The following is a 19445-nucleotide window of genomic DNA, read 5'->3' on the forward strand; positions in this document are numbered from 1 at the left end:
TTCCACGGCCGACGGGCCAGGTTCATTCTCCCGTTCACGTCCATCAGGCATGCTGTCCGATGTACGCACGCAACCCTTCCAGCCGGGCCGTCGCCCGCTGAGCCCCGGATCCCGCGCCGGCCTCGGCGCGGCCCTCGGGCTGCTCGCGATCGTCGCCGCGGCGGAACTGGCCGACGGCCGTCCGGCGCACTACCTCGCGCTGATGGTCATCGCGCCGTTCCTGGCGGCGGCGCTGGCCTCCTGGCGGGTGGTGCTCGCGATGGGCGGGCTGGCCACCGCCGTCGGTGTCGCCTTCGCCCTCGCCGAGCGGGGCACCACGCTGGTGACCGCCGTGAACGTGACAGCCATCGCGGTGGGGACTGTCGTCGCCGCGGCCACGGCGGCGGTACGCCAGCGGCAGGTGGACCGGATCGCGGAGCTGTCCCGGCTCGCCTCGGTGGCCCAGCAGGCGGTGCTGCGCCCGCTCGGACCGCAGGTCGGCACGCTCGCGGTGGCCGCCCGGTACATCTCCTCCACCGCTACCGCCGAGATCGGCGGCGACCTGTACGAGGCGATGGACACCCCGTACGGCGTCCGCATGATCATCGGTGACGTCCGGGGCAAGGGGCTGGACGCGGTCCGCCTGGCCAGCATCGTGCTCGGCTCCTACCGGCACGTCGCGTACGAGCGGGCCGACCTGCGCGCGGTGGTGACCGACCTGGACCGCGCGGTGGCCCGCAACGTCGGCGACGAGGACTTCGTCACCGCGGCGCTGGTCGAGGAGCGCGGCGGCACCCTCACCATCGTCAACTGCGGGCACCCGCCGCCGTTGCTGCTGCGCCGGGGCGCGGTGATCCCGCTGGAGCCGCCCGCGCCCGCGCCGCCGCTCGGCTTCATGCCGGTGGTCCGGCCGCGCGTGGAGCGGCTGGAGCCGGGCGACCGGCTGCTGCTGTTCACCGACGGGCTGGGCGAGGCGCGCCGGGACGGCGAGTTCTTCCCCACCGCCGACCGGGCCTGGCGGCTGCTCGGCCACGGCACCGTCGCCGACGGGCTGGCCTCGCTGGAGACCGCCCTGGTCGAGTGGGTGCACGGCCGGCTCGACGACGACATCGCGCTGGTCCTGATGGAGTACGCGGGCCCGTACAGCGCCACCGCGACGCCGGTGCCGAGCTGGGAGGTCGGCGCCGCCGACGGATGAACGGGAAGTGTGTAATCGCTGTCACTTCCGAGATCCGCTTGTCGTTGCCTACCGGTGAGTAATACAGTCTGGAGTTACTGATCGGTAACACCTGTCCGGAAGCGGGGCCAGCGAGCATGACCCACTACAAGAGCAACGTGCGGGACCTCGAGTTCAACCTGTTCGAGGTATTCGGGGCGGACCGGACGCTCGGCCAGGCCCCGTTCACGGACCTGGACGTCGACACCGCCCGCAGCTTCCTCGGCGAGGTCGACCGCCTCGCCCGCGAGGACCTGGCTGCCAGCTACACGGACAGCGACCGCAACCCGCCGGTCTTCGACCCGGCGACGTTCACCGCGCCGCTGCCGGAGTCGTTCAAGAAGTCGTACAAGGCGTTCATGGACTCCGAGTTCTGGCGCCTCGACCTGCCGGAGTCCCTGGGCGGCACCAACGCCCCGCGTGCCCTCTGGTGGTCGCTCGCCGAGCTGGTGCTCGGCGCCAACGCCCCGATCTGGATGTACGCCTCCGGCCCGTCCTTCGCCCACGTGCTGCACGTCGAGGGCACCGAGGAGCAGAAGAAGTGGGCCCGGCTGTTCATCGACAAGCAGTGGGGCTCGACCATGGTCCTCACCGAGCCGGACGCCGGCTCGGACGTGGGCGCCGGCCGTACCCGCGCGATCCAGCAGCCGGACGGCTCGTGGCACATCGAGGGCGTGAAGCGCTTCATCACCTCCGGTGAGCATGACCTGAGCGACAACATCGTCCACTACGTGCTGGCCCGCCCGGTCGGCGTCGAGGGCGTCGGTGGCCCGGGCACCAAGGGCCTGTCGCTGTTCGTCGTGCCGAAGTACCACTTCGACGCCGAGACCGGCGAGCTGGGCGAGCGCAACGGCGTCTACGCCACAAACGTCGAGCACAAGATGGGCCTGAAGGTCTCGAACACCTGCGAGGTGACCTTCGGCGAGCACGGCGTACCGGCCAAGGGCTGGCTGCTGGGTGAGAAGCACGACGGCATCCGCCAGATGTTCATGATCATCGAGTACGCCCGGATGCTGGTCGGCACCAAGGCGATCGCCACGCTCTCCACCGGCTACCTGAACGCGCTGGAGTACGCCAAGAACCGGGTGCAGGGCGCCGACCTCACCCAGATGGCCGACAAGACCGCGCCGCGGGTGACCATCACCAACCACCCGGACGTGCGCCGCTCGCTGCTGCTGCAGAAGTCGTACGCCGAGGGCCTGCGCGCGCTCGTCTGCTACACCGCGACCTGGCAGGACAAGGTCACGATCGCCGAGGCGGCCGGTGACGAGAAGGCCACCAAGCTGGCGAAGCGCGTCAACGACCTGCTCCTGCCGCTGGTCAAGGGCGTCGGTTCGGAGCGGGCGTACGAGCTGCTCGGGCACGAGGCGCTGCAGACCTTCGGCGGCTCCGGCTTCCTCCAGGACTACCCGCTGGAGCAGTACGTCCGGGACGCCAAGATCGACACCCTGTACGAGGGCACCACGGCGATCCAGAGCCTGGACCTGATCTTCCGCAAGATCGTCCGGGACAACGGCAAGGCCCTGATGGCGGTCGCCGCCGAGATCCAGGAGCACATCACCTCCGAGGCCGGCAACGGCCAGCTCAAGGAGGAGCGGCAGGCGCTCGGCAAGGCGCTCGCCGAGATCCAGAACATCCTCGGCGTGATGACCGGCTGGCTGGGCGAGGCCCAGGGTGGCGACACCCGCGCCCTCTACAAGGTCGGCCTCAGCAGCCGCCGGTTCCTGCTCGCGATCGGCGACCTGGTGGTCGGCTGGCTGCTGCAGAAGCAGGCGGACGTGGCGCTGAAGGCGCTGGCCGGCGAGGTCTCCGCGGCCGACAAGTCCTTCTACACCGGCAAGGTCGCCGCCGCCCGGTTCTTCGCCCGCGAGGTGCTGCCCCGCATCGGCGCGGACCGGCGGATCATCGAGGGCACCGACCTGGAGATCATGGACCTCCCGGAGGAGGCTTTCTGAGCCCTTCCGAGGGCTTTCACCCCTGAAGCGTCACTCTCCCCCTCATGACGACGGCCGGCGGGCCCCAGCCCGCCGGCCGTCGTCGTGCGTGCGCCCCGGGCGGATAGGCGGCCCGGTGGCGGGTAACCGTCGCGGACCACGACCGGAGTACGCCCAAGGCCATCGCACGGGGGAGTGCAGCGCACATGGGCATTGGTAGCGCCATCTTTCTCATCGCGCTCGGCGCGATCATGACCTTCGCCATCCGGGCCAACGTCTGGTGGATCGACCTGCGCGCGGTCGGCTGGGTCTTCATCCTGGCCGGGCTGGGCGTCCTGCTGACCACGCTGTGGTTCTGGCAGGACCGCCGCAAGCGGGCCCGCACGCTCATCGTGGAGGAGAACCGGCTCTCGCATCCGACCGCGATGATGCCGCCGCCGCCCGACCCGCCGCCGCCGACGGCGCCGCCGTCCTGACGCCGCGTCTCAGCGGCCGATCCGGTCCAGCTCGGCGAGATCCTCGCCGGAGAGGGCCAGCCCGGCGCCGGCGACGTTCTCGCGCAGGTGCGCGACGGACTTGGTGCCGGGGATCAGCAGGATGTTCGGGGAACGGCGCAGCAGCCAGGCCAGGGCGACGCCCATCGGTGTCGCCCCGAGGCGCGCGGCCACTGCCGACAGCGCCGAGGACTGCAGCGGGGTGAAGCCGCCGAGCGGGAAGTACGGCACGTAGGCGACGCCCTGCCGGGCCAGCTCGTCGATCAGGTCGTCGTCGCCGCGGTGCGCCAGGTTGTACTGGTTCTGCACGCAGACGATCGGCGTGATGGTCTGTGCCTCGGCGACCTGTTCCGGCGTCACGTTGCTCAGGCCGAGGTGGCGGATCAGACCCTCCCGCTGGAGCGCGACGAGCGTCTCCAGCGGCTCGGCGAGTGAGCCGGGCTGCGGGCCCGTGGCGTCGCCGAGCCGCAGGTTGACCAGGTCGAGCCTCTCCAGGCCGAGCGTCTCCAGGTTCTCCCGGACCTGCCGGCGCAGGCTGCGCGGGTCGCGCGCGGTGGGCCAGCCGCCCTGCTCGTCCCGGTCCGCGCCGACCTTGGTGACGACGTGCAGCGGCTCCGGGTACGGGTGCAGCGCCTCCCGGATCAGCCGGTTGGTGACGTACGGCCCGTACGCCGCGCTGGTGTCGATGTGGGTGATGCCGAGCGCGACCGCCTCGCGCAGCACCGCGAGGGCGCCCTCGTGGTCCGCCGGTGGTCCCATGACCCACTGGCCGGCGAGCTGCATCGCGCCGTAGCCGAACCGGGTCACGGTCAGGTCGCCCAGCGTCCAGGTGCCGCCGGGAAGGGTGGTGGGGGCCATGCGTGTACCTCTCGTCGTTACGCGACGCCGCCGGGTCGCGGCGGCCGCCCTCCACTATCGGGGTGTTACTTTCTCGTGGGAAGTAGGCACCTGAAAGTGCGTAGCTCACCGGGCGGCAGGAGCAGAAGATGAGCAAGGCCGAGTACGACGCGTTCCTGGCCGGGTGCCCCAGCCGGCAACTGCTCGACCGGATCACCGACAAGTGGGTCGCACTCGTGCTGGCCGCGCTGCGCAGCGACGGCTCGCACCGGTTCGGGGCGGACTGCGCGGGCGACCCACGACCGAGGCGATACTCCGAGCTGTTCCGCACGCTGCCCGGGGTCAGCCAGAAGATGCTCACCCAGACGCTGCGCGCCCTGGAGCGCGACGGTCTGATCACCCGGACCGTCGAGCCGACAGTGCCGGTGACGGTCACCTACGAGATGACCGACCTCGGGTTCTCCCTGCACGAGACGATCCGCGGCCTGAAGTCCTGGGCGGAGGCGCACATGGACGACGTGCTCGCCAACCGGGCCGCGTACGACACCCGCGTCGGCTGAGCGCTGTGGATCAGGCGCGGGCGGTGTGGCGGCCGGTGATCGGCGCGGTTCCCGGCCCGAGGTCGGCCCAGCGGGTCGTCGGCCGGTGCACCACAAGGTCACTGGTCCGCAGCCCGTCCGGGTCGGCCCGCTGCGGGTCGAGCAGCGCCGACAACAGTGAGATCCCCGGATTGTGGGCGACCAGGAGCACGGTGCCGGCGGTCGGCTCGACGGTCCACAGCAGCTCCAGCAGCTGATCCGGAAGCGCGTCGTACGCGCTCGCCTCGTACCGCACCTCGGGCGCCGAGCCCGCCGGACCGCTCTCCGTCGGCGAACCGCTCATGCCCATCGCCGCGTCGTGCCAGGTCTGCCGGGTACGCCGGGCGGGCGAGCAGAGCACCACGTCGGGGAGCAGCCCGTGCCGGGCCAGCCAGGCCCCGGCGGTGGCCGCGTCGGCGTGCCCCCGCGCGGTGAGTGACCGCTCCACGTCCGGGAGGTCCCCGGACGGCTCGGCCTTGGCGTGCCGCAGCAGCACCAGCGTCCGCTGCCCGTTCCTGCCGTCCGTCATACCGCCCAGCTTGCCTGATTGACGATCAAAGCGCCTGGGTATGTCGATGTGTGCCGCTACCTCATCCATGGCCGCGGCGGGCAGGAAACGCCAGCAGGACGCCAAGGAGGCGACGTCATGGGCATCGGTGCCAGCATCTTTCTCATCGCGCTCGGCGCGATCTTCGCGTTCGCCGTCGACGCCAATCTGGGATGGCTGAACCTCAACGTGGTGGGCTGGGTGCTCATGCTCGCCGGCGTCGCCGGCCTGCTCACCACGCTGTACTTCTGGAACAGCCGCCGCCGGGTCGTGGCCGCGCCGGTGCGTGAGCGGGTCGTCGCCGAGCCGGTCGCACCGGTGCGGGAGGACCGCGTCGTACGCGAGGAGTACCGCGAGGTGCGTGGTCCGGGCTCGGGTTACCCGGCCTGATCCCGTACCCCCGAACCCGAGGGCCCCGCAACGGCGCGGGGCCCTCGCGCGTGTCCGGGGCCGGTCCGGCGCGGCGCGGCTCGGCTCAGGCGAACAGGGCGAAGTAGATCGCGATGTGGTGGCAGATCGCCGCGACGAGCGTGCAGGCGTGGAAGAACTCGTGGTGCCCGAAGACCGTGGGCCACGGGTTCGGGCGGCGCAGCGCGTAGAACACCGCGCCCACGCTGTAGATCGCGCCGCCCACCGCCAGCAGCACCAGCGCGGTGACGCCGCCGGAGTGCAGGATCTGCGGCAGCATGGCCACCGCTACCCAGCCGAGCGCGAGATAGAGCGGGGCGGAGACCCAGCGCGGCGCGTGCGGCCAGATCAGCTTCACCGCCACGCCCGCGATCGCGCCGCCCCAGACCAGGCTCAGCATGATCGTGGCCTGCCGGGTGTCCAGCAGCAGCGCGCAGAACGGCGTGTAGGTGCCGGCGATGAACACGAAGATCATCGAGTGGTCCATCCGGCGCATGATCTGGTAGCCGCGTTCGGACCAGACCCGCCGGTGGTAGAGCGCGCTGGTGCCGAACAGCCCGCACACGGTGAAGCTGTAGATCAGGCAGCTCACCAGCGGCGCCCAGCCGGGACGGCCGGCGGCGATCGAACACAGCACGATGCCGCAGACGAGAGCGGCGAAGAACGCGTATGCGTGCAGCCAGCCGCGCATGCGCGGCTTCCCGATGTCGGCCGGCCGGAGCCGGAACGGTGCGGATGTGGTCACATCAACAGGTTACGACAGCGTAGGTTACTTGCAAGTAGTGTGGACCGTCACGTCAGCCGACGGGAGGATGACCGGATGCGGATCCGGCCGGTCGGGACCCACGCCCTGCTGCTCGACTGCGACGACCCCGAGCAGGTCGAGGCATGGCGGGCCGAACTGTGGCACCGGCGCGCGAGCGGCGAGCTGACCGCCACCGAAATCGTCCCGGGCGCGGTCACCGTACTGCTCGACGGCGTACCGGACCCGTCTGCCGCCGCCGACCGGATCGCCGGCTGGCGGCCCCGGACCGGCGGCCCCGGCGCGACCACCGCCGAGGTCCGGGTGCCAGTCGTGTACGACGGCGAGGACCTGCCGCGCGTCGCCGCCCACTGGGACACCGACGTGCCCGCCGTGATCGACCGGCTGCGGCGTACCGAGTTCCGGGTCGCGTTCTGCGGATTCGCGCCCGGGTTCGCGTACCTGACCGGGCTGCCGCCCGAGCTGGCAGTGCCCCGGCTCGCCACACCGCGTACCCGGGTGCCGGCCGGCTCGGTCGCGCTCGCCGGCCCGTACGCGGGCATCTACCCCGCCGCGTCACCCGGCGGCTGGCTGCTGGTCGGCCGGACCGACCTGCCGCTGTTCGACGTGCACGCCGACCCGCCGGCCCGGCTCACCCCCGGCACCCGGGTCCGGCTGGTCGACACGCCGTGATCGAGGTACTGCGGGCCGGGGCGCTCACCACCGTCCAAGACCAGGGCCGACCGGGGTGGGCGCACCTCGGCGTACCCCGCTCCGGCGCGCTCGACCCGGCCGCCCTGCGCCTGGCCAACCGCCTCGTCGGCAACCACGAGCACGCCGCCGGGCTGGAGATCACCATGACCGGCTGCGCGCTGCGCTTCACCCGGGCCGTCGCGCTCGCGCTCACCGGCGCCCCGGCCGACGTGGCCGTCGAGTGGCCGGCCGGGGACACCCGGCCGGGGGACGTGGGACTGCCGCTCGCACTACCGGCGGGCGCGGTGCTGCGCGTCGGACCGGCCCGGGCCGGCGTACGCACCTGGCTGGCGGTCAGCGGCGGAATCACCGTCGAACCGGTGCTCGGCAGCCGATCCACCGACACGCTCTCCGGGCTCGGGCCGCCGCCGCTCCGCGACGGGGACCGGCTGCCACTCGGCACCGCGGACCGGCCGCCGCCCCCGGTCGACCTCGCCGTCACCCGGCCGGTCCCGGACGAACTGCGGCTGACCGTACGCCCCGGCCCCCGGCAGGACTGGTTCACGCCCGAGGCGCTGGACCTGCTGTGCGGCACCGCGTACACGGTGAGCCCGGACAGCAACCGGGTCGGCGCGCGGCTGGCCGGCGCGGCGCTGCCCCGCGCGGTCGCCGGCGAACTGCCCAGCGAGGGCCTGGTGCTCGGCGCGGTGCAGGTCCCGCCGGACGGCCAGCCGCTGGTCTTCCTGGCCGACCACCCCACCACCGGCGGCTACCCGGTCGTCGGAGTGGTGGACGACGTGACAGCGCTCGCCCAGGCCCGGCCAGGCACTACGGTGACGTTCCATGGACCTCAACGCTGACCTGGGCGAGGGATTCGGAAGCTGGCGGCTCGGCGACGACCACGCGCTGCTCGACCTGATCAGCTCCGCGAACGTCGCCTGCGGCTTCCACGCCGGCGACGCGGCCACCATGCACCAGGTCTGCGCCGCCGCCGCCGAACGCGGCGTAGCGGTCGGCGCGCAGGTCGGCTACCGGGACCTCGCCGGCTTCGGTCGGCGGCACATCGCGTACGACTTCGCCGAGCTGCGTGACGAGACGATCTACCAGCTCGGCGCGCTCGACGCCTTCTGCCGGCTGTACCGCACCCGGGTCCGCTACCTCAAACCGCACGGCGCGCTCTACCACGCGGCGGCCCGCGACGAGGCCCAGGCCGCCGCGCTGGTGGCCGCGATCAGCGGGTACGACCACGAGCTACCGGTGCTCTGCCAGCCCGGCAGCGTGCTCGCGCAGCTCGCCACCGGCGCCGGCCTGCGGGTGGTGGCCGAGGGGTTCGCCGACCGCAACTACCTCCCGAACGGCACGCTGGTGCCGCGCAGCTCCCCCGACGCGCTGGTGACCGACCCGGAGCAGGTGGCCGTCCGGGCGGTACGGATGGCCGTCGAGCAGACGCTCGTCGCCGTCGACGGGACGGTGATCGCCTGCCCGGTCGAGTCGATCTGCCTGCACGGGGACACGCCCGGCGCGGTGCGCTGCGCGGAGCTGGTCCGCGCCGCGCTCATCGACGCGGGGGTCACGCTCACTCCGTTCGCGTGAAAGGAAGGGCCCCTTCTTAACGCCTCCGGTAGAGGAAGGGCCCCTTCTTAACACGCGCTGTCAGGCGTCCATGCCACGCAGGACCAGCGGCACGCGGGTCGCGCCGCCGGTGACCACCCGGACCGGCACGCCCCAGTCCTGCCGCGTCAGGTGACAGGCCGCGTGCTCCACGTCGGCGTCGCAGGTCGCCGCCTGGGCGGTCACCTGCAGCACCCCCTGCGCCACGTCGCCGCTGACCACCAGCTTGCGGGACAGGTCGGTGGTCGTGCCCGCGCCCTCGACCAGCAGCCCCGGCGGGGACGCCGAGACCACCAGCCGGGTCGACGGCCCGTACGTCTCGTCGAGCTTCTGCCCCGGCGCCGGCGTGAAGATCACGTCCAAGGTCAGCTCCCCGGCCGCCACGTCGGTCGGCTTGCGCTCCAGCCGGTGCCGGGGGCCGTCCACCGTGTTCGCCCCGGCCGACGTCAGCGCGCCCGGCGCCAGCCGGGTCAGCCGGTGCGCGGCCGACTCGACCACGAGCACGTCGCCCTCGCCGGTCAGCACCAGGTCGCTCGGCTCGGCCAGCCCGTCCGCCACGGTGCCCACCTGGCCGGTCTCCGGGTCGAAGCGGCGCACCGCCCCGTTGTACGTGTCGGCGATCAGCACCGAACCGTCGGGCAGCGCGCACACGCCCAGCGGGTGCTGGAGCAACGCCTGGTCGGCCGGGCCGTCGACGTGCCCGAAGTCGAACAGGCCCTGACCGACTGCGGTGTGCATCACGCCGCCTTCGACCCACCGGATCGCGCTGGTCTCGCTGTCGGCCACCCAGAGCCGTGTCCCGTCGACGGAGACGGACAACCCGGACGGCTGGGCCATCCACACGTCCGGCAGCGGGCCGTCGCGCAGCGCCTCGACTGTGGTCCCGGCGTACATGCCGGCGGTCCGCTTGATCGGGTCGAACCACCAGAGCTGGTGGATGCCGGCCATGGCGACGATCACCCGATCGCCGTACCAGGCCACGTCCCACGGGGACGACAGGTCGACGGCGCGGGCGTCGTGCGCGTGGTCGTCGACGGTCGAGCGCCACTGCCGCCCGGTGCCCGCGATCGTGACCACCTCGCCGGACGACAGCCGTACGCCGCGCAGCAGGTGGTTGACGGTGTCCGCGACGACCACGTCGTAACCGGCGACCTCGGCCACGTGCGGCGGCAGCAGGCAGAGCCCCTGCGGCTCGGCGAACGTGGCGGCGGAGGCCGGGCCGTCCGTACGGCCCCGGGAACCGGCGCCGATGCGGCGCACCACCGTCTCGCCGTCGGCGGCCAGCTCGACCAGTGAGTGCCGGGCCGAGTCGCTGACCAGCAGGTTCCCGCCGTCGAGCGGCAGCGCCTTGCCGGGGAACCGCAGCACGGTGTCCGGCTCGGCCGGCGGCACGTACGGGCCCTCGCCCCGGTGCAGCGTGCCCTTCGCCTCATGGGTGGCGATCAACTCGTCGATCAGCCGCGCCAGCCCTTCGGCGTGCCCCTCGCCGGCCATGGTGGCGACCACGTAGCCCTCCGGGTCGACCACGGCCAGAGTCGGCCACGCCTTGGCCGCGTACTGCTGCCACATGTCCATGTCGGCGTCGTCGAGCACCGGGTGGTGCACGCCGTACCGCTCGACGGCCGCGGCCAGCGCCGCCGGGTCCTTCTCGTGCTCGAACTTCGGCGAGTGCACCCCGATCACGACCAGGACGTCGCCGTACTTCTCTTCGAGCGGGCGCAGTTCGTCCAGCACGTGCAGGCAGTTGATGCAGCAGAAGGTCCAAAAGTCCAACAAGACGATCTTGCCGCGCAGGTCGGCCAGCGTGACGGCCTTGCCGCCGGTGTTCAGCCAGGCCCGACCCCGCAGTTCCGGTGCCCGTACGCGCGCGCTCATGCCCCCATCGTGCCGCACTGGCCGGGTGCGCTCGCGGCGAACCCGGGGTGAACAGAGGCACACCGGAACGGCGCGGAGCGCCCACCCGGTGAGGGGTGGACGCTCCGCGTACGTGTGGTTACTGGCCGGCCGGCTTCAGGCAGAGCACCCGGGTGGTCCCGCCGTTCTCGACGGAGACGGTGGGCTGCGTCAGATCGGCGCACTTGTCCTTGTTGTCCACCTTCGACACCACGCTGAACGCGCCCTGCTCACCGCAGTCGGCGGGAACGGCGGTCTCGCCGGACTGCTTGACGCAGGAACCGACCGCCGGGTCGAAGCCCGCCGGTTTGTCGTCGCCGACCTTGCCGAGCAGCGTGAGCAGACCGAGCGGTACGGCGAGGATGAGCACCGCCGCGATCAGTACGGCGGCGAGCACCCGTCCGTTGCGTACCTTCGGCGGGGGCGCCTCGGTCTGCGGCTCGGCGGCGTCCGGCTTGAACGCGTCGAACCGGCCCTGCTCGGGCTCACCGGACGGCGCGTCCTGCGACCAGGCCGGCGGGGCCTGCTGTGCCGGGAAGGGGCTCGTCTCGCCCGGCCGGCCCTGGCCGGGCACCGCGACGGAGGCGCGCCCACCGGCCGGCGGGCCGAACTGGTCCGGCTGGCCGCCGAACGGCTCGGGCCGGCCGGCCGGGCTGCCGAACGCATCCTGGCGGCCGTCCTGGGGGCCACCGAACGGGTCCTGATGGCCGCCGGGCGGGCCGAACGGGTCCTGGCTGCCGCCCTGGGTGCCGTAGGGGCTCTGCGGGCCGTCGAACGGGTCCCGGACCGCGCCGGGCTGCTCGCCGCCCGGGTGCACCCCGTTGGCGGGGCGGGTGTTGGCGGGCGGGTCCATGAAGGACGGCACACCGGCCGGGAACGGCGGCGGCGCGGCCGGCGAGGACGGCGGTACGGCGGCATACCCGTGCGGCCCGTCGGCGTCGTCGGTCCGGGACTGCGGGCCGGGGAAGCCGTTGTCCGGGCCGAATCCGGACGGCCCGTCCTGCTCGGGGAAGCCGTGACCGTCCTGCTCGGGCGTGTCCTCGGGCTCCGGGCGGGCGGGCCGGCCGTACACCCGGGGCTGTGGCGCCGGGGTGCCGGTCGGCAGGGGCTGGTCGGACGGCGGCGTGACCCGGCTGGTCACCGGGACCGACGCGCTGGCCGAGACCGGGCCGCCCTCCGGAGAGGTACGCGGGCCGGGCACGGAGGCCGACTGCGACTCGCCCCACGCGCCGTCACCGCGTTCCGGCTCGTACCCCTGGGGTTCGGCCGGCGCGGGCGGCTGGTCGGCGGGCGGCGACGCGGCGAGCGCGGCTCCGGGCACGCGCTGCTGCTGTGCCGGCAGCGGCACCGCGTTGCCGGGCGAGATGCCCGGCGCGGGAGCGGGCTGGTACGCCGGGGCGGAGTCCTCGGAGCGGCCCCACGCCTCGGCGGGCGACCACGGTTCGGCGGCCGGTACGGCCGGGCGGTCGTTCTGGTTGCCGCCCCAGCCGGCGTCGGGCGCCGGTACGGAGACGCTCGCGCGGGCCGCCGGAGTATCGACCGGTGCGGCGGCACCCCAACTGGGCTGTGCCGGCTCCTCGGCCGACCGGCCGCTCTCCTGCTGCTGCGGCACGGACGCGGCGCCGCTCCAGGCGCCGGCCTGCTCCTCGGAGTCACGCTGCTGCGGTACGGCGGGGGCGCCCCAGCCACCGGGCTGCCGGCCCTGGTCCGGCTCACCCCAGCCGCCCGGCTGTGCCGCCTCGGCGGGGCCGGCGGCGCGGCCCGCGGCCCAGCCGCCGGAGCGGTCCGGGTCGTCGGGGCGGGCGGGCTCGTCCCAGCCACCCGGCCGGTTCTCGGCCTGCGGGGCGGGCCATCCGCCGTCGTGCTGTCCACCGGTCGGACGCCAGCCGCCGGAGCGGTGCGAGTCGTCCTCGCCAGCGGCGGAGCGGTTGTCCTGATCGGACTGCTCCGGAGTGGACCACGCGTTGTCCGGCCGGGTGACGCCGGGCACCGAGACCGCGGCGGCGGCACGGGCGGGCGGGTCGGCCGGCGGCCAGGTGGCGCCGGTCTGCTGACCCGGAGGTGCCCAGGCCGGCTGGCTCTCACGCGGCGTCCAGCCGCCGGAGCGGCCGGGGTCGTCGGCCGCGGCGGGCTGCTCGTCGCGCGGGTTCCAGCCGCCGGAGCGGTTCGGATCGTCCGGCGGCGCGGCGGTGGACCAGCCACCGGCGTGTCCCGGGGCGTCGTCGTGCTGCCCACCGGTGGGCGCGAAGCCGCCGGAGCGGTGCGGGTCGTCCGGCGGGGCGGGCGTGACCCAGGTCTCGTTCGGCACGGTGGCCGGGGCGGGGACGTAACCGGTGCTGCGGGCGGCCGGGTCGCCGTCCGGCGACCGGGCCGGCTGCTCACCGGAGCCCCACCCCTGGCGGTTCTGCTCGGCGGCCCAGGCCGGCGCCGTCGGCTCGACCGGGCTGCCCGGCGGCGTGGCGGCCCAAGCGGGCGGCGCCGGGTCGGCGGCGCGGTCCGGGCCGGGCTGCTCCTGAGCGCCCCACACGGGACTGCCCTGGGCGGGACCGGCCCAGGCGGGGGCGCCCTGGTCGGTGCCGCCCCAGGCGGGCTGCTGCCCACGGTCGGCGGGCGGTGGAACCTGGGCGGTGGCCCGGCCGGTCACCGGCTGGCCCGCGGGCGGGGCCCAGGCGGGGGGCTGTTCGTCGTTAGCGGCCCAGGCCGGGGCCGGCTGCGCGGGCCGACCGGCCGGCGGGGGCGGCGCCCAGCCGAGGTCGGGCGCGCCGTTGTACCCGTTGTCCTGCTGCGCCGGCTGATCGCCGTACGGCACCGGTCCGCCGGTGCCCGGCGACACCTCGCCCGGCTCCTGGCCGGGGCGGTGCGGAGCCTCGGACGTCATGGGTGCGCCTCCTCCATCACAGGTCGGCCGCCGATGCCGGTCCGGGGAACCGTCGGCATGGCTGCCGGCGTCGCCGGCGGGTACCGGCCGTGCGGGCTCCCCGCACCGTATCCGGTGGTTGCCCGGAGCCGCCCGGGGGAGCATCGGCCGTCACCGAAAGTCACCGGACGACGTCGATGGGTTTCACTTGCCCGCGTCGGCCCGGAACCACCGGTTGGCGACCGTRCCAACCGTACCGGGCGGTGCGGCGAGGTGGAATCCCGGTGCCGACCGATGCCGATACGCCGAAGACCCGCCCGGTGTCGGGCGGGTCTTCGGACTGGAGGAGGTGAGAAAGGTCTGTGACGTCAGCTCATGTGACGCTGGGCGATGGCGAGAAGCTCCTCGCGGACCGCGGGCGAGTTCGCGGAACGCAGCGCGTGCTCGATGGCGCGGGCGCGGCGGTTGGCGTCGCGGCGGGTGCGGATTCGCTCGATCATGCTCATCTTGGGTCTCTCCTCCTGGCTATTCGGTTGTCAGCCCCTTGATGTCTCTATTTAAGCGCACCAGGCCGCCCATCGCCATCGATTATTAGGTGAGCTGAACCACGTACCTAAGGATCGTAGGTCAGCCTGCCCTCAGATCCTATGATTCCGTTCCCGAAACGGTTACGGCCGGTGTGCCGGGCGTTCACCCGTGGCACACCGGCCGTGACCGGAGCGGTGTTGCGTCAGGTCCAGGCGAGCAGCGCCGCCTCCGGGTCGGCCAGGAAGTCCCCGATGTCGCGGAGGAACTTCGAGCCCAGCTCACCGTCGATGATGCGGTGGTCGAAGGAGAGGCCGAGCGTGGTCACCAGGCGCGGCTTCACCTTGCCCTTGTGCACCCACGGCTGCTCCCGTACCGCGCCGAAGGCGAGGATCGCCGACTCGCCCGGGGGCAGGATCGGCGTACCGGTGTCGACGCCGAAGACGCCGACGTTGGTGATGGTGAACGTGCCGCCGGACATGTCCGCCGGGGACGTCCTCCCCGACTTCGCGGTCTGCACCAGGTCCGTCATCGCGTCCGCCAGCTCGCGCAGCGAGAGCCGCCCGGCGTCCTTGATGTTCGGCACGATCAGGCCGCGCTCGGTGGCCGCCGCGATGCCGAGGTTGACGTACTCCTTCACCACGATCTCGTCGCCGGCCCAGGTCGAGTTGACCATCGGGTGCCGCTTGACCGCCAGCAGCACCGCCTTGGCGACCAGCAGCAGCGGCGAGACCCGCACGTCGCGCCACTCCCGCCGGTCGCGCAGCCGGTCCAGCGCCTTCATCGCCCGGGTCACGTCGACGGTCAGGAACTCCGTCACGTGCGGGGCGGTGAACGCCGAGCGGGCCATGTTCTCCGCGGTGAGCTTGCGTACCCCCTTGACCGGGATGCGCTGCTCGCGGTCCGCGCCGAAGCTCGCGGCCGACGCGGCCGGCGTCGTGACCGTCAGCGGCTCGGCCGCCGCCGGGGTCGCGGTCGCCGCCCGCTGTACGTCCTCACGGGTGATCGAGCCGAGCGGACCCGAGCCGGTCAGCGTGGCCAGGTCGATGCCGAGGTCCTTCGCCAGCTTGCGGACCGGCGGCTTGGCCAGCACCGGACCGGAGACCCGGCCGTTGCCGTTGACCGCCGGGGCGGGAGCGGGCGGGGCGGGCGCGACCGGCGCGGGCGCCACCGGGGCGGCGGCCTGAGCCGGTGCCGGCGCGTCACCCTTGCGCGGGCGGCGCTTGGCCGGGGCGTTGCGCGGGCCGTAGCCGACCAGCACGGCGGTACGCCCACCCGGGGCCACACCACCGATCAGGCCCGGCTCGACCATGCCCTCGGCGGGCGCGACCTGGACCGCGGCGAGCGACGCTGCCGACGGAGCGGGCAGGTCCGACGCCGGGGTCGCGGTCGTCGACTCCTCGATCGGCCCGGCGCCCGGGTCGGTGTCGATCGCGATGATCGGCACGCCGACCTCGACAGTGGACCCCTCCGGGTGGAAGATCGCCTGCACCCGGCCGGCCCACTTCGCCGGGATCTCGACCGCCGCCTTCGCGGTCTCCACCTCGACGATCGGCTGGTTCAGCTCGATGTCGTCGCCGACCTTGACCAGCCAGGCGAGGATCTCGCCCTCGGTCAGGCCCTCGCCCAGGTCGGGAAGGTTGAACTCCTTGATCCGGGACATGCCGCTCACCAGCCGAACGTGCGGTCGACGGCGTCGAGCACCCGGTCCAGGTCGGGCAGGTACTCCTCCTCCACCCGGGCGGCCGGGTAGGGGGTGTCGAAGCCGGTCACCCGCAGCACCGGGGACTCCAGGGAGTAGAAGCACTCCTCGGTGATCCGGGCCGCGATCTCCGACCCGAGACCCAGGTTGCCCGGGGCCTCGTGCACGACCACGCAGCGGCCGGTGCGCCGCACCGACTCGTACGCCGCGGTCAGGTCCAGCGGCGAGATCGTGCGCAGATCGATGACCTCCAGCTCACGGCCGTCCTCGGCGGCGGCGGTGGCCGCGTCGAGCGCGGTGCGCACCATCGGGCCGTACGCCAGGACCGTCGCGTCCGTGCCGGGCCGCGCGACCCGGGCCGAGTGCAGGGGGTACGCGTCGGCGATCGGCGCGTCCAGGTCCACCGGACCCTTCTCCCAGTAGCGCCGCTTCGGCTCCAGGAACACGATCGGGTCGTCCGACGCGATCGCCTGCTGGATCATCACGTACGCGTCCTGCGGGTTCGCGCAGCTCACCACCTTGAGACCGGCGGTGTGCGCGAAGTACGCCTCGGGCGACTCGGAGTGGTGCTCAACAGCGCCGATGCCGCCGCCGAACGGGATGCGGATGACCATCGGGATCCGCACCTTGCCCTGCGAGCGGTAGTGCATCTTCGCCACCTGCGACACGATCTGGTCGTACGCGGGGTAGACGAAACCGTCGAACTGGATCTCGCAGACCGGCCGGAAACCGCGGATGGCCAGGCCGACAGCGGTGCCGATGATGCCGGACTCGGCCAGCGGGGTGTCGATGACGCGCTGGTCGCCGAAGTCCTTCTGGAGGCCGTCGGTGATCCGGAACACGCCGCCGAGCTTGCCGACGTCCTCGCCCATGATGACGACCTTCGGGTCGTTCTCCAAGGCCCGCCGCAGGCCGGTGTTCAGTGCCTTGCCGAGGGTGAGCGTCTCCGTGGCCATCAGTGCGCGCTCCCCTCGAAGGACTCCATGTACTGCGTGAACCGGGCCCGCTGCTCGTCCAGCTCGGGAGAGCCGTTGGGGTAGACGTGGTCGAACATGCTCACCGGCTGCGGGTCGGGCATGGCGAGCACACGCTCGCGCAGGTGCACCGACTCGGTGCGGGCCTGCTCGTCGACCTCGGTGAAGAACGACTCGTCGGCGATCTTCTGCTTGGTCAGGAACGCCTTCATCCGGGCGATCGGGTCCTTCGCCTGCCACGCCTCGACCTCGCTGGCGATGCGGTAGCGGGTCGGGTCGTCGGAGGTGGTGTGCGCGCCCATCCGGTAGGTGTACGCCTCGATCAGGCTCGGGCCCTGGCCGTTGCGCGCGTTGTCCAGCGCGTGCCGGGTCACCGCGTACGACGCGAGCACGTCGTTGCCGTCCACCCGGACGCCGGGGAAGCCGAACCCGCCGGCCCGCCGGTACAGCGGCACGCGGGTCTGCCGCTCCAGCGGCTCGGAGATGGCGTACTGGTTGTTCTGGCAGAAGAACACCAGCGGGGCGTTGAAGACGCTGGCCCAGACGAACGACTCGTTGACGTCGCCCTGGCTGGTGGCGCCGTCGCCGAAGTAGGCGATGACCGCCTCGCCGTCCTCGCCGCCGGTCTTGCCGTCCATGGCGACACCCATGGCGTACCCGGTCGCGTGCAGGGTCTGCGCCCCGATCACGATCGTGTACATGTTGAACTTGAACTCGTTCGGGTCCCAGCCGCCCTGGTCGACGCCGCGGAACAGGCCCAGCGGCATGATCGGGTCGATGCCGCGGCAGTAGAGCACGCCGTGCTCGCGGTAGGTCGGGAACGCCATGTCCTGCGTACGCAGCGCCCGGCCGGAGCCGACCTGCGCCGCCTCCTGGCCCAGCAGGCTGGCCCACAGTCCCAGCTCGCCCTGGCGCTGCAGCGCGGTGGCCTCGGCGTCCAGCTTGCGGACCAGCACGAGGTCGCGGTAGAGCCCGCGGTACTCCTCGTCGGTGAAGTCGACGCGGTACTCGGTCCCGTCCGGGCCGAGCGCGGTCTCGATCCGCTCACCTTCCGGCGTGAGCAGCTGTACGAGTTCCGGTTCACCGGCCGCGGCGGCGCGCCTGGTGCGGGGTGCGGCCCGCTTGCTGCGGGTGGCGGCCCCGGGGTCGCCCTTTGCCATCCGTCTCTCCCTGTCTGTCTGCGCCGGCGCCGGGGGTTACCCGAGCCGAGCACCTCGTGCGCCCGCCCGGCTGATGCCGGGTCGGTCCCTGGCGACCGCGCCTGACCCCGGTAGGGGTTGCCGCGCGGCGTGAGCCGGAGTCGGTCGGGGACAGACCCAGGCCCGGGAGCGCCGGCGCCGTTCCGCACCAGCCGCGGGGTACGCGGAGGTGGCGGCTGCGTTGCCGTCGTGTCTGAATGATTGCAGAGGAGGTGAGCGGGCCCACAGTATGGCCTCCTTGGTGGGTGAGGTTCCATCGTCTTCATGACGGATAGCCGTCTTTGTCCCCAGTGGCGGGATCGGCTGACGTACAAAATGTGTGTCGACACGCGGTTGCGACTGGTGAACTGAGCGTCACTGGGTCAAGCTTGCGGTGAGCTGTTGCGCGGCATTTGTCCGAATATCCGCGCATGCTCTCCCGTCCCCGTTCGCGCGTGAGGAGTGTGCCGGTGTCCGAACCAGAGGGTCCCCCCGGCTCACCCTTCCTCGGCCGGCACCGCGCGCTGCCCGCCTCCCCGTACCGCCGGGTCGTCGGCGCCCACCGCGCCCCCGGCGCCGGCGCCCCCAGCCGGGGCTACCTGCTCACAGTGGCGCTGCTCGCCGGCACCGCGTCGATGCCGATCCTCGCCGCCATCAGCACCGGATCGGCGACGGTGGGCAACAGCGCGCTCCCCGACACCAGCACCCCGTTCCTGCCGACGCCCTCGATCGGGCCGGTGGTGATCCCGCCGCCCCAGGCGACCCAGCCCGCAGTGCCGTCCACGCCCACCCCCGACGTCACCTCCGTACCCCCGGCGCGGCCCGTCCTCCCCGCCGCGCCGAGCCTGCCCGACGACAGCGACCTCGCCGCCCGCCACCGGTCCCGCCCGGTGGCCGCGCCGCCGCCACCGTCCACGCCGGTCCGGCCCACCCCGGTCCGCCCGCCGCACCCCTCGCCGGTGCCCTCACCGTCGCCGTCGCACCCGCCGTCCGACCCGGGTACGCCGACGCCCGAGCCGAGCCCCAGCCCCGAGCCGTCCGCCACGTCCGTCGAGCCGACGCCCTCGGCAGGTTCGTCCGACCCGTCCGGCCCATCGGGTACGTCCGGTCCCGCTGATCCGTCGGGTCCTGCCGAGCCGTCCGGTTCCGCTGGGCCGTCGGGTTCCGCCGAGCCGTCCGGTCCTGCTGATCCGTCGGGTCCTGCCGATCCGTCCGGTTCTGCTGGGCCGTCGGGTCCTGCCGGGTCGTCCGCCGCGTCCGCTCCTTCCGGCCTGGCC

17 protein-coding genes and 1 pseudogene are annotated in these 19445 nt (G+C 73.3%); 9 read left to right on the top strand and 9 right to left on the bottom strand.

What is annotated here, in order from left to right; translation table 11 throughout:
• Positions 1–49: 49 nt before the first annotated feature.
• The 3 genes from A8711_RS21045 (at position 50) to A8711_RS21055 (ending at position 3605) form a co-directional block, all read left to right on the top strand.
• Entirely contained in the window at positions 50–1177 is a 1128-nt protein-coding gene (locus A8711_RS21045; protein WP_043327596.1) for a PP2C family protein-serine/threonine phosphatase, read from the top strand.
• Positions 1178–1293: 116 nt separating this feature from the next.
• Entirely contained in the window at positions 1294–3150 is a 1857-nt protein-coding gene (locus A8711_RS21050; RefSeq protein ID WP_043327595.1) for an acyl-CoA dehydrogenase, read from the top strand.
• Positions 3151–3335: 185 nt separating this feature from the next.
• A complete protein-coding gene (locus tag A8711_RS21055; protein ID WP_013283345.1) occupies positions 3336–3605 on the top strand; it encodes a DUF6458 family protein in 270 nt (89 codons plus the stop codon).
• A 9-nt stretch (positions 3606–3614) separates the two neighbouring features.
• Here the strand turns inward: A8711_RS21055 and A8711_RS21060 are convergent, their stop codons facing one another.
• On the bottom strand, positions 3615–4481 hold the full coding sequence (locus tag A8711_RS21060; protein ID WP_069089159.1) for an aldo/keto reductase family oxidoreductase: 867 nt from the start codon (positions 4479–4481) through the stop codon (positions 3615–3617).
• A gap of 128 nt (positions 4482–4609) precedes the next feature.
• On the opposite strand from A8711_RS21060, the gene A8711_RS21065 reads away from it, so the two are divergent.
• A complete protein-coding gene (locus tag A8711_RS21065; protein WP_069089160.1) occupies positions 4610–5020 on the top strand; it encodes a helix-turn-helix domain-containing protein in 411 nt (136 codons plus the stop codon).
• Positions 5021–5030: 10 nt separating this feature from the next.
• Here A8711_RS21065 and A8711_RS21070 read toward each other — a convergent pair whose 3' ends face one another.
• Entirely contained in the window at positions 5031–5567 is a 537-nt protein-coding gene (locus A8711_RS21070; protein WP_069089161.1) for a histidine phosphatase family protein, read from the bottom strand.
• 117 nt (positions 5568–5684) lie between these two features.
• On the opposite strand from A8711_RS21070, the gene A8711_RS21075 reads away from it, so the two are divergent.
• Positions 5685–5975 (top strand): DUF6458 family protein, encoded by a 291-nt coding sequence (locus A8711_RS21075; protein WP_030500523.1) that lies wholly within the window; start codon positions 5685–5687, stop codon positions 5973–5975.
• A gap of 85 nt (positions 5976–6060) precedes the next feature.
• Here the strand turns inward: A8711_RS21075 and A8711_RS21080 are convergent, their stop codons facing one another.
• The gene (locus A8711_RS21080; protein WP_030500524.1) at positions 6061–6738 is read right to left on the bottom strand and encodes a hemolysin III family protein; all 678 of its coding nucleotides are present in this window, start codon (positions 6736–6738) and stop codon (positions 6061–6063) included.
• A 75-nt stretch (positions 6739–6813) separates the two neighbouring features.
• Here A8711_RS21080 and A8711_RS21085 point away from each other — a divergent pair, with 75 nt between their 5' ends.
• Genes A8711_RS21085 through A8711_RS21095 form a run of 3 tightly spaced genes read left to right on the top strand, consistent with a single transcriptional unit; the run spans position 6814 to position 9021 of the window.
• The gene (locus tag A8711_RS21085; protein WP_069089162.1) at positions 6814–7428 is read left to right on the top strand and encodes an allophanate hydrolase subunit 1; all 615 of its coding nucleotides are present in this window, start codon (positions 6814–6816) and stop codon (positions 7426–7428) included.
• Positions 7425–8288, top strand: coding sequence for a biotin-dependent carboxyltransferase family protein (locus A8711_RS21090; RefSeq protein ID WP_069089163.1), 864 nt, complete (start codon positions 7425–7427; stop codon positions 8286–8288). The genes A8711_RS21085 and A8711_RS21090 overlap by 4 nt, the downstream gene beginning before the upstream one ends.
• Positions 8272–9021: a LamB/YcsF family protein gene (locus A8711_RS21095; protein WP_043327589.1), complete on the top strand. Its 750-nt coding sequence runs from the start codon at positions 8272–8274 to the stop codon at positions 9019–9021. Before A8711_RS21090 ends, A8711_RS21095 begins: the two co-directional genes overlap by 17 nt.
• A gap of 60 nt (positions 9022–9081) precedes the next feature.
• Here the strand turns inward: A8711_RS21095 and A8711_RS21100 are convergent, their stop codons facing one another.
• From A8711_RS21100 to pdhA, 6 genes are all read right to left on the bottom strand, one after another.
• Positions 9082–10914, bottom strand: a complete 1833-nt coding sequence (locus A8711_RS21100) for an NHL domain-containing thioredoxin family protein (protein WP_069089164.1) — start codon at positions 10912–10914, stop codon at positions 9082–9084.
• A gap of 118 nt (positions 10915–11032) precedes the next feature.
• Positions 11033–13810 carry a hypothetical protein gene (locus A8711_RS21105; protein ID WP_069089165.1) on the bottom strand — a complete coding sequence of 926 codons (2778 nt, stop codon included), beginning with the start codon at positions 13808–13810 and terminating at the stop codon, positions 11033–11035.
• Between the two features lie 347 nt (positions 13811–14157).
• Complete coding sequence (locus A8711_RS32485; RefSeq protein ID WP_013283356.1) at positions 14158–14295, bottom strand: hypothetical protein; 138 nt, start codon at positions 14293–14295, stop codon at positions 14158–14160.
• A 224-nt stretch (positions 14296–14519) separates the two neighbouring features.
• Entirely contained in the window at positions 14520–15977 is a 1458-nt protein-coding gene (locus tag A8711_RS21110; RefSeq protein ID WP_043330772.1) for a dihydrolipoamide acetyltransferase family protein, read from the bottom strand.
• 5 nt (positions 15978–15982) lie between these two features.
• Entirely contained in the window at positions 15983–16972 is a 990-nt protein-coding gene (locus A8711_RS21115) for an alpha-ketoacid dehydrogenase subunit beta (RefSeq protein WP_030269708.1), read from the bottom strand.
• Entirely contained in the window at positions 16972–18150 is a 1179-nt protein-coding gene (gene pdhA, locus A8711_RS21120; RefSeq protein WP_030500531.1) for a pyruvate dehydrogenase (acetyl-transferring) E1 component subunit alpha, read from the bottom strand. Before pdhA ends, A8711_RS21115 begins: the two co-directional genes overlap by 1 nt.
• Before the next feature lie 488 nt (positions 18151–18638).
• On the opposite strand from pdhA, the pseudogene A8711_RS32630 reads away from it, so the two are divergent.
• A pseudogene (locus A8711_RS32630) lies at positions 18639–19445 on the top strand (hypothetical protein); the annotation flags it as partial.

The organism is Micromonospora sp. II (assembly GCF_001709195.1).
Taxonomy (GTDB): Bacteria; Actinomycetota; Actinomycetes; order Mycobacteriales; family Micromonosporaceae; genus Micromonospora; species Micromonospora chalcea.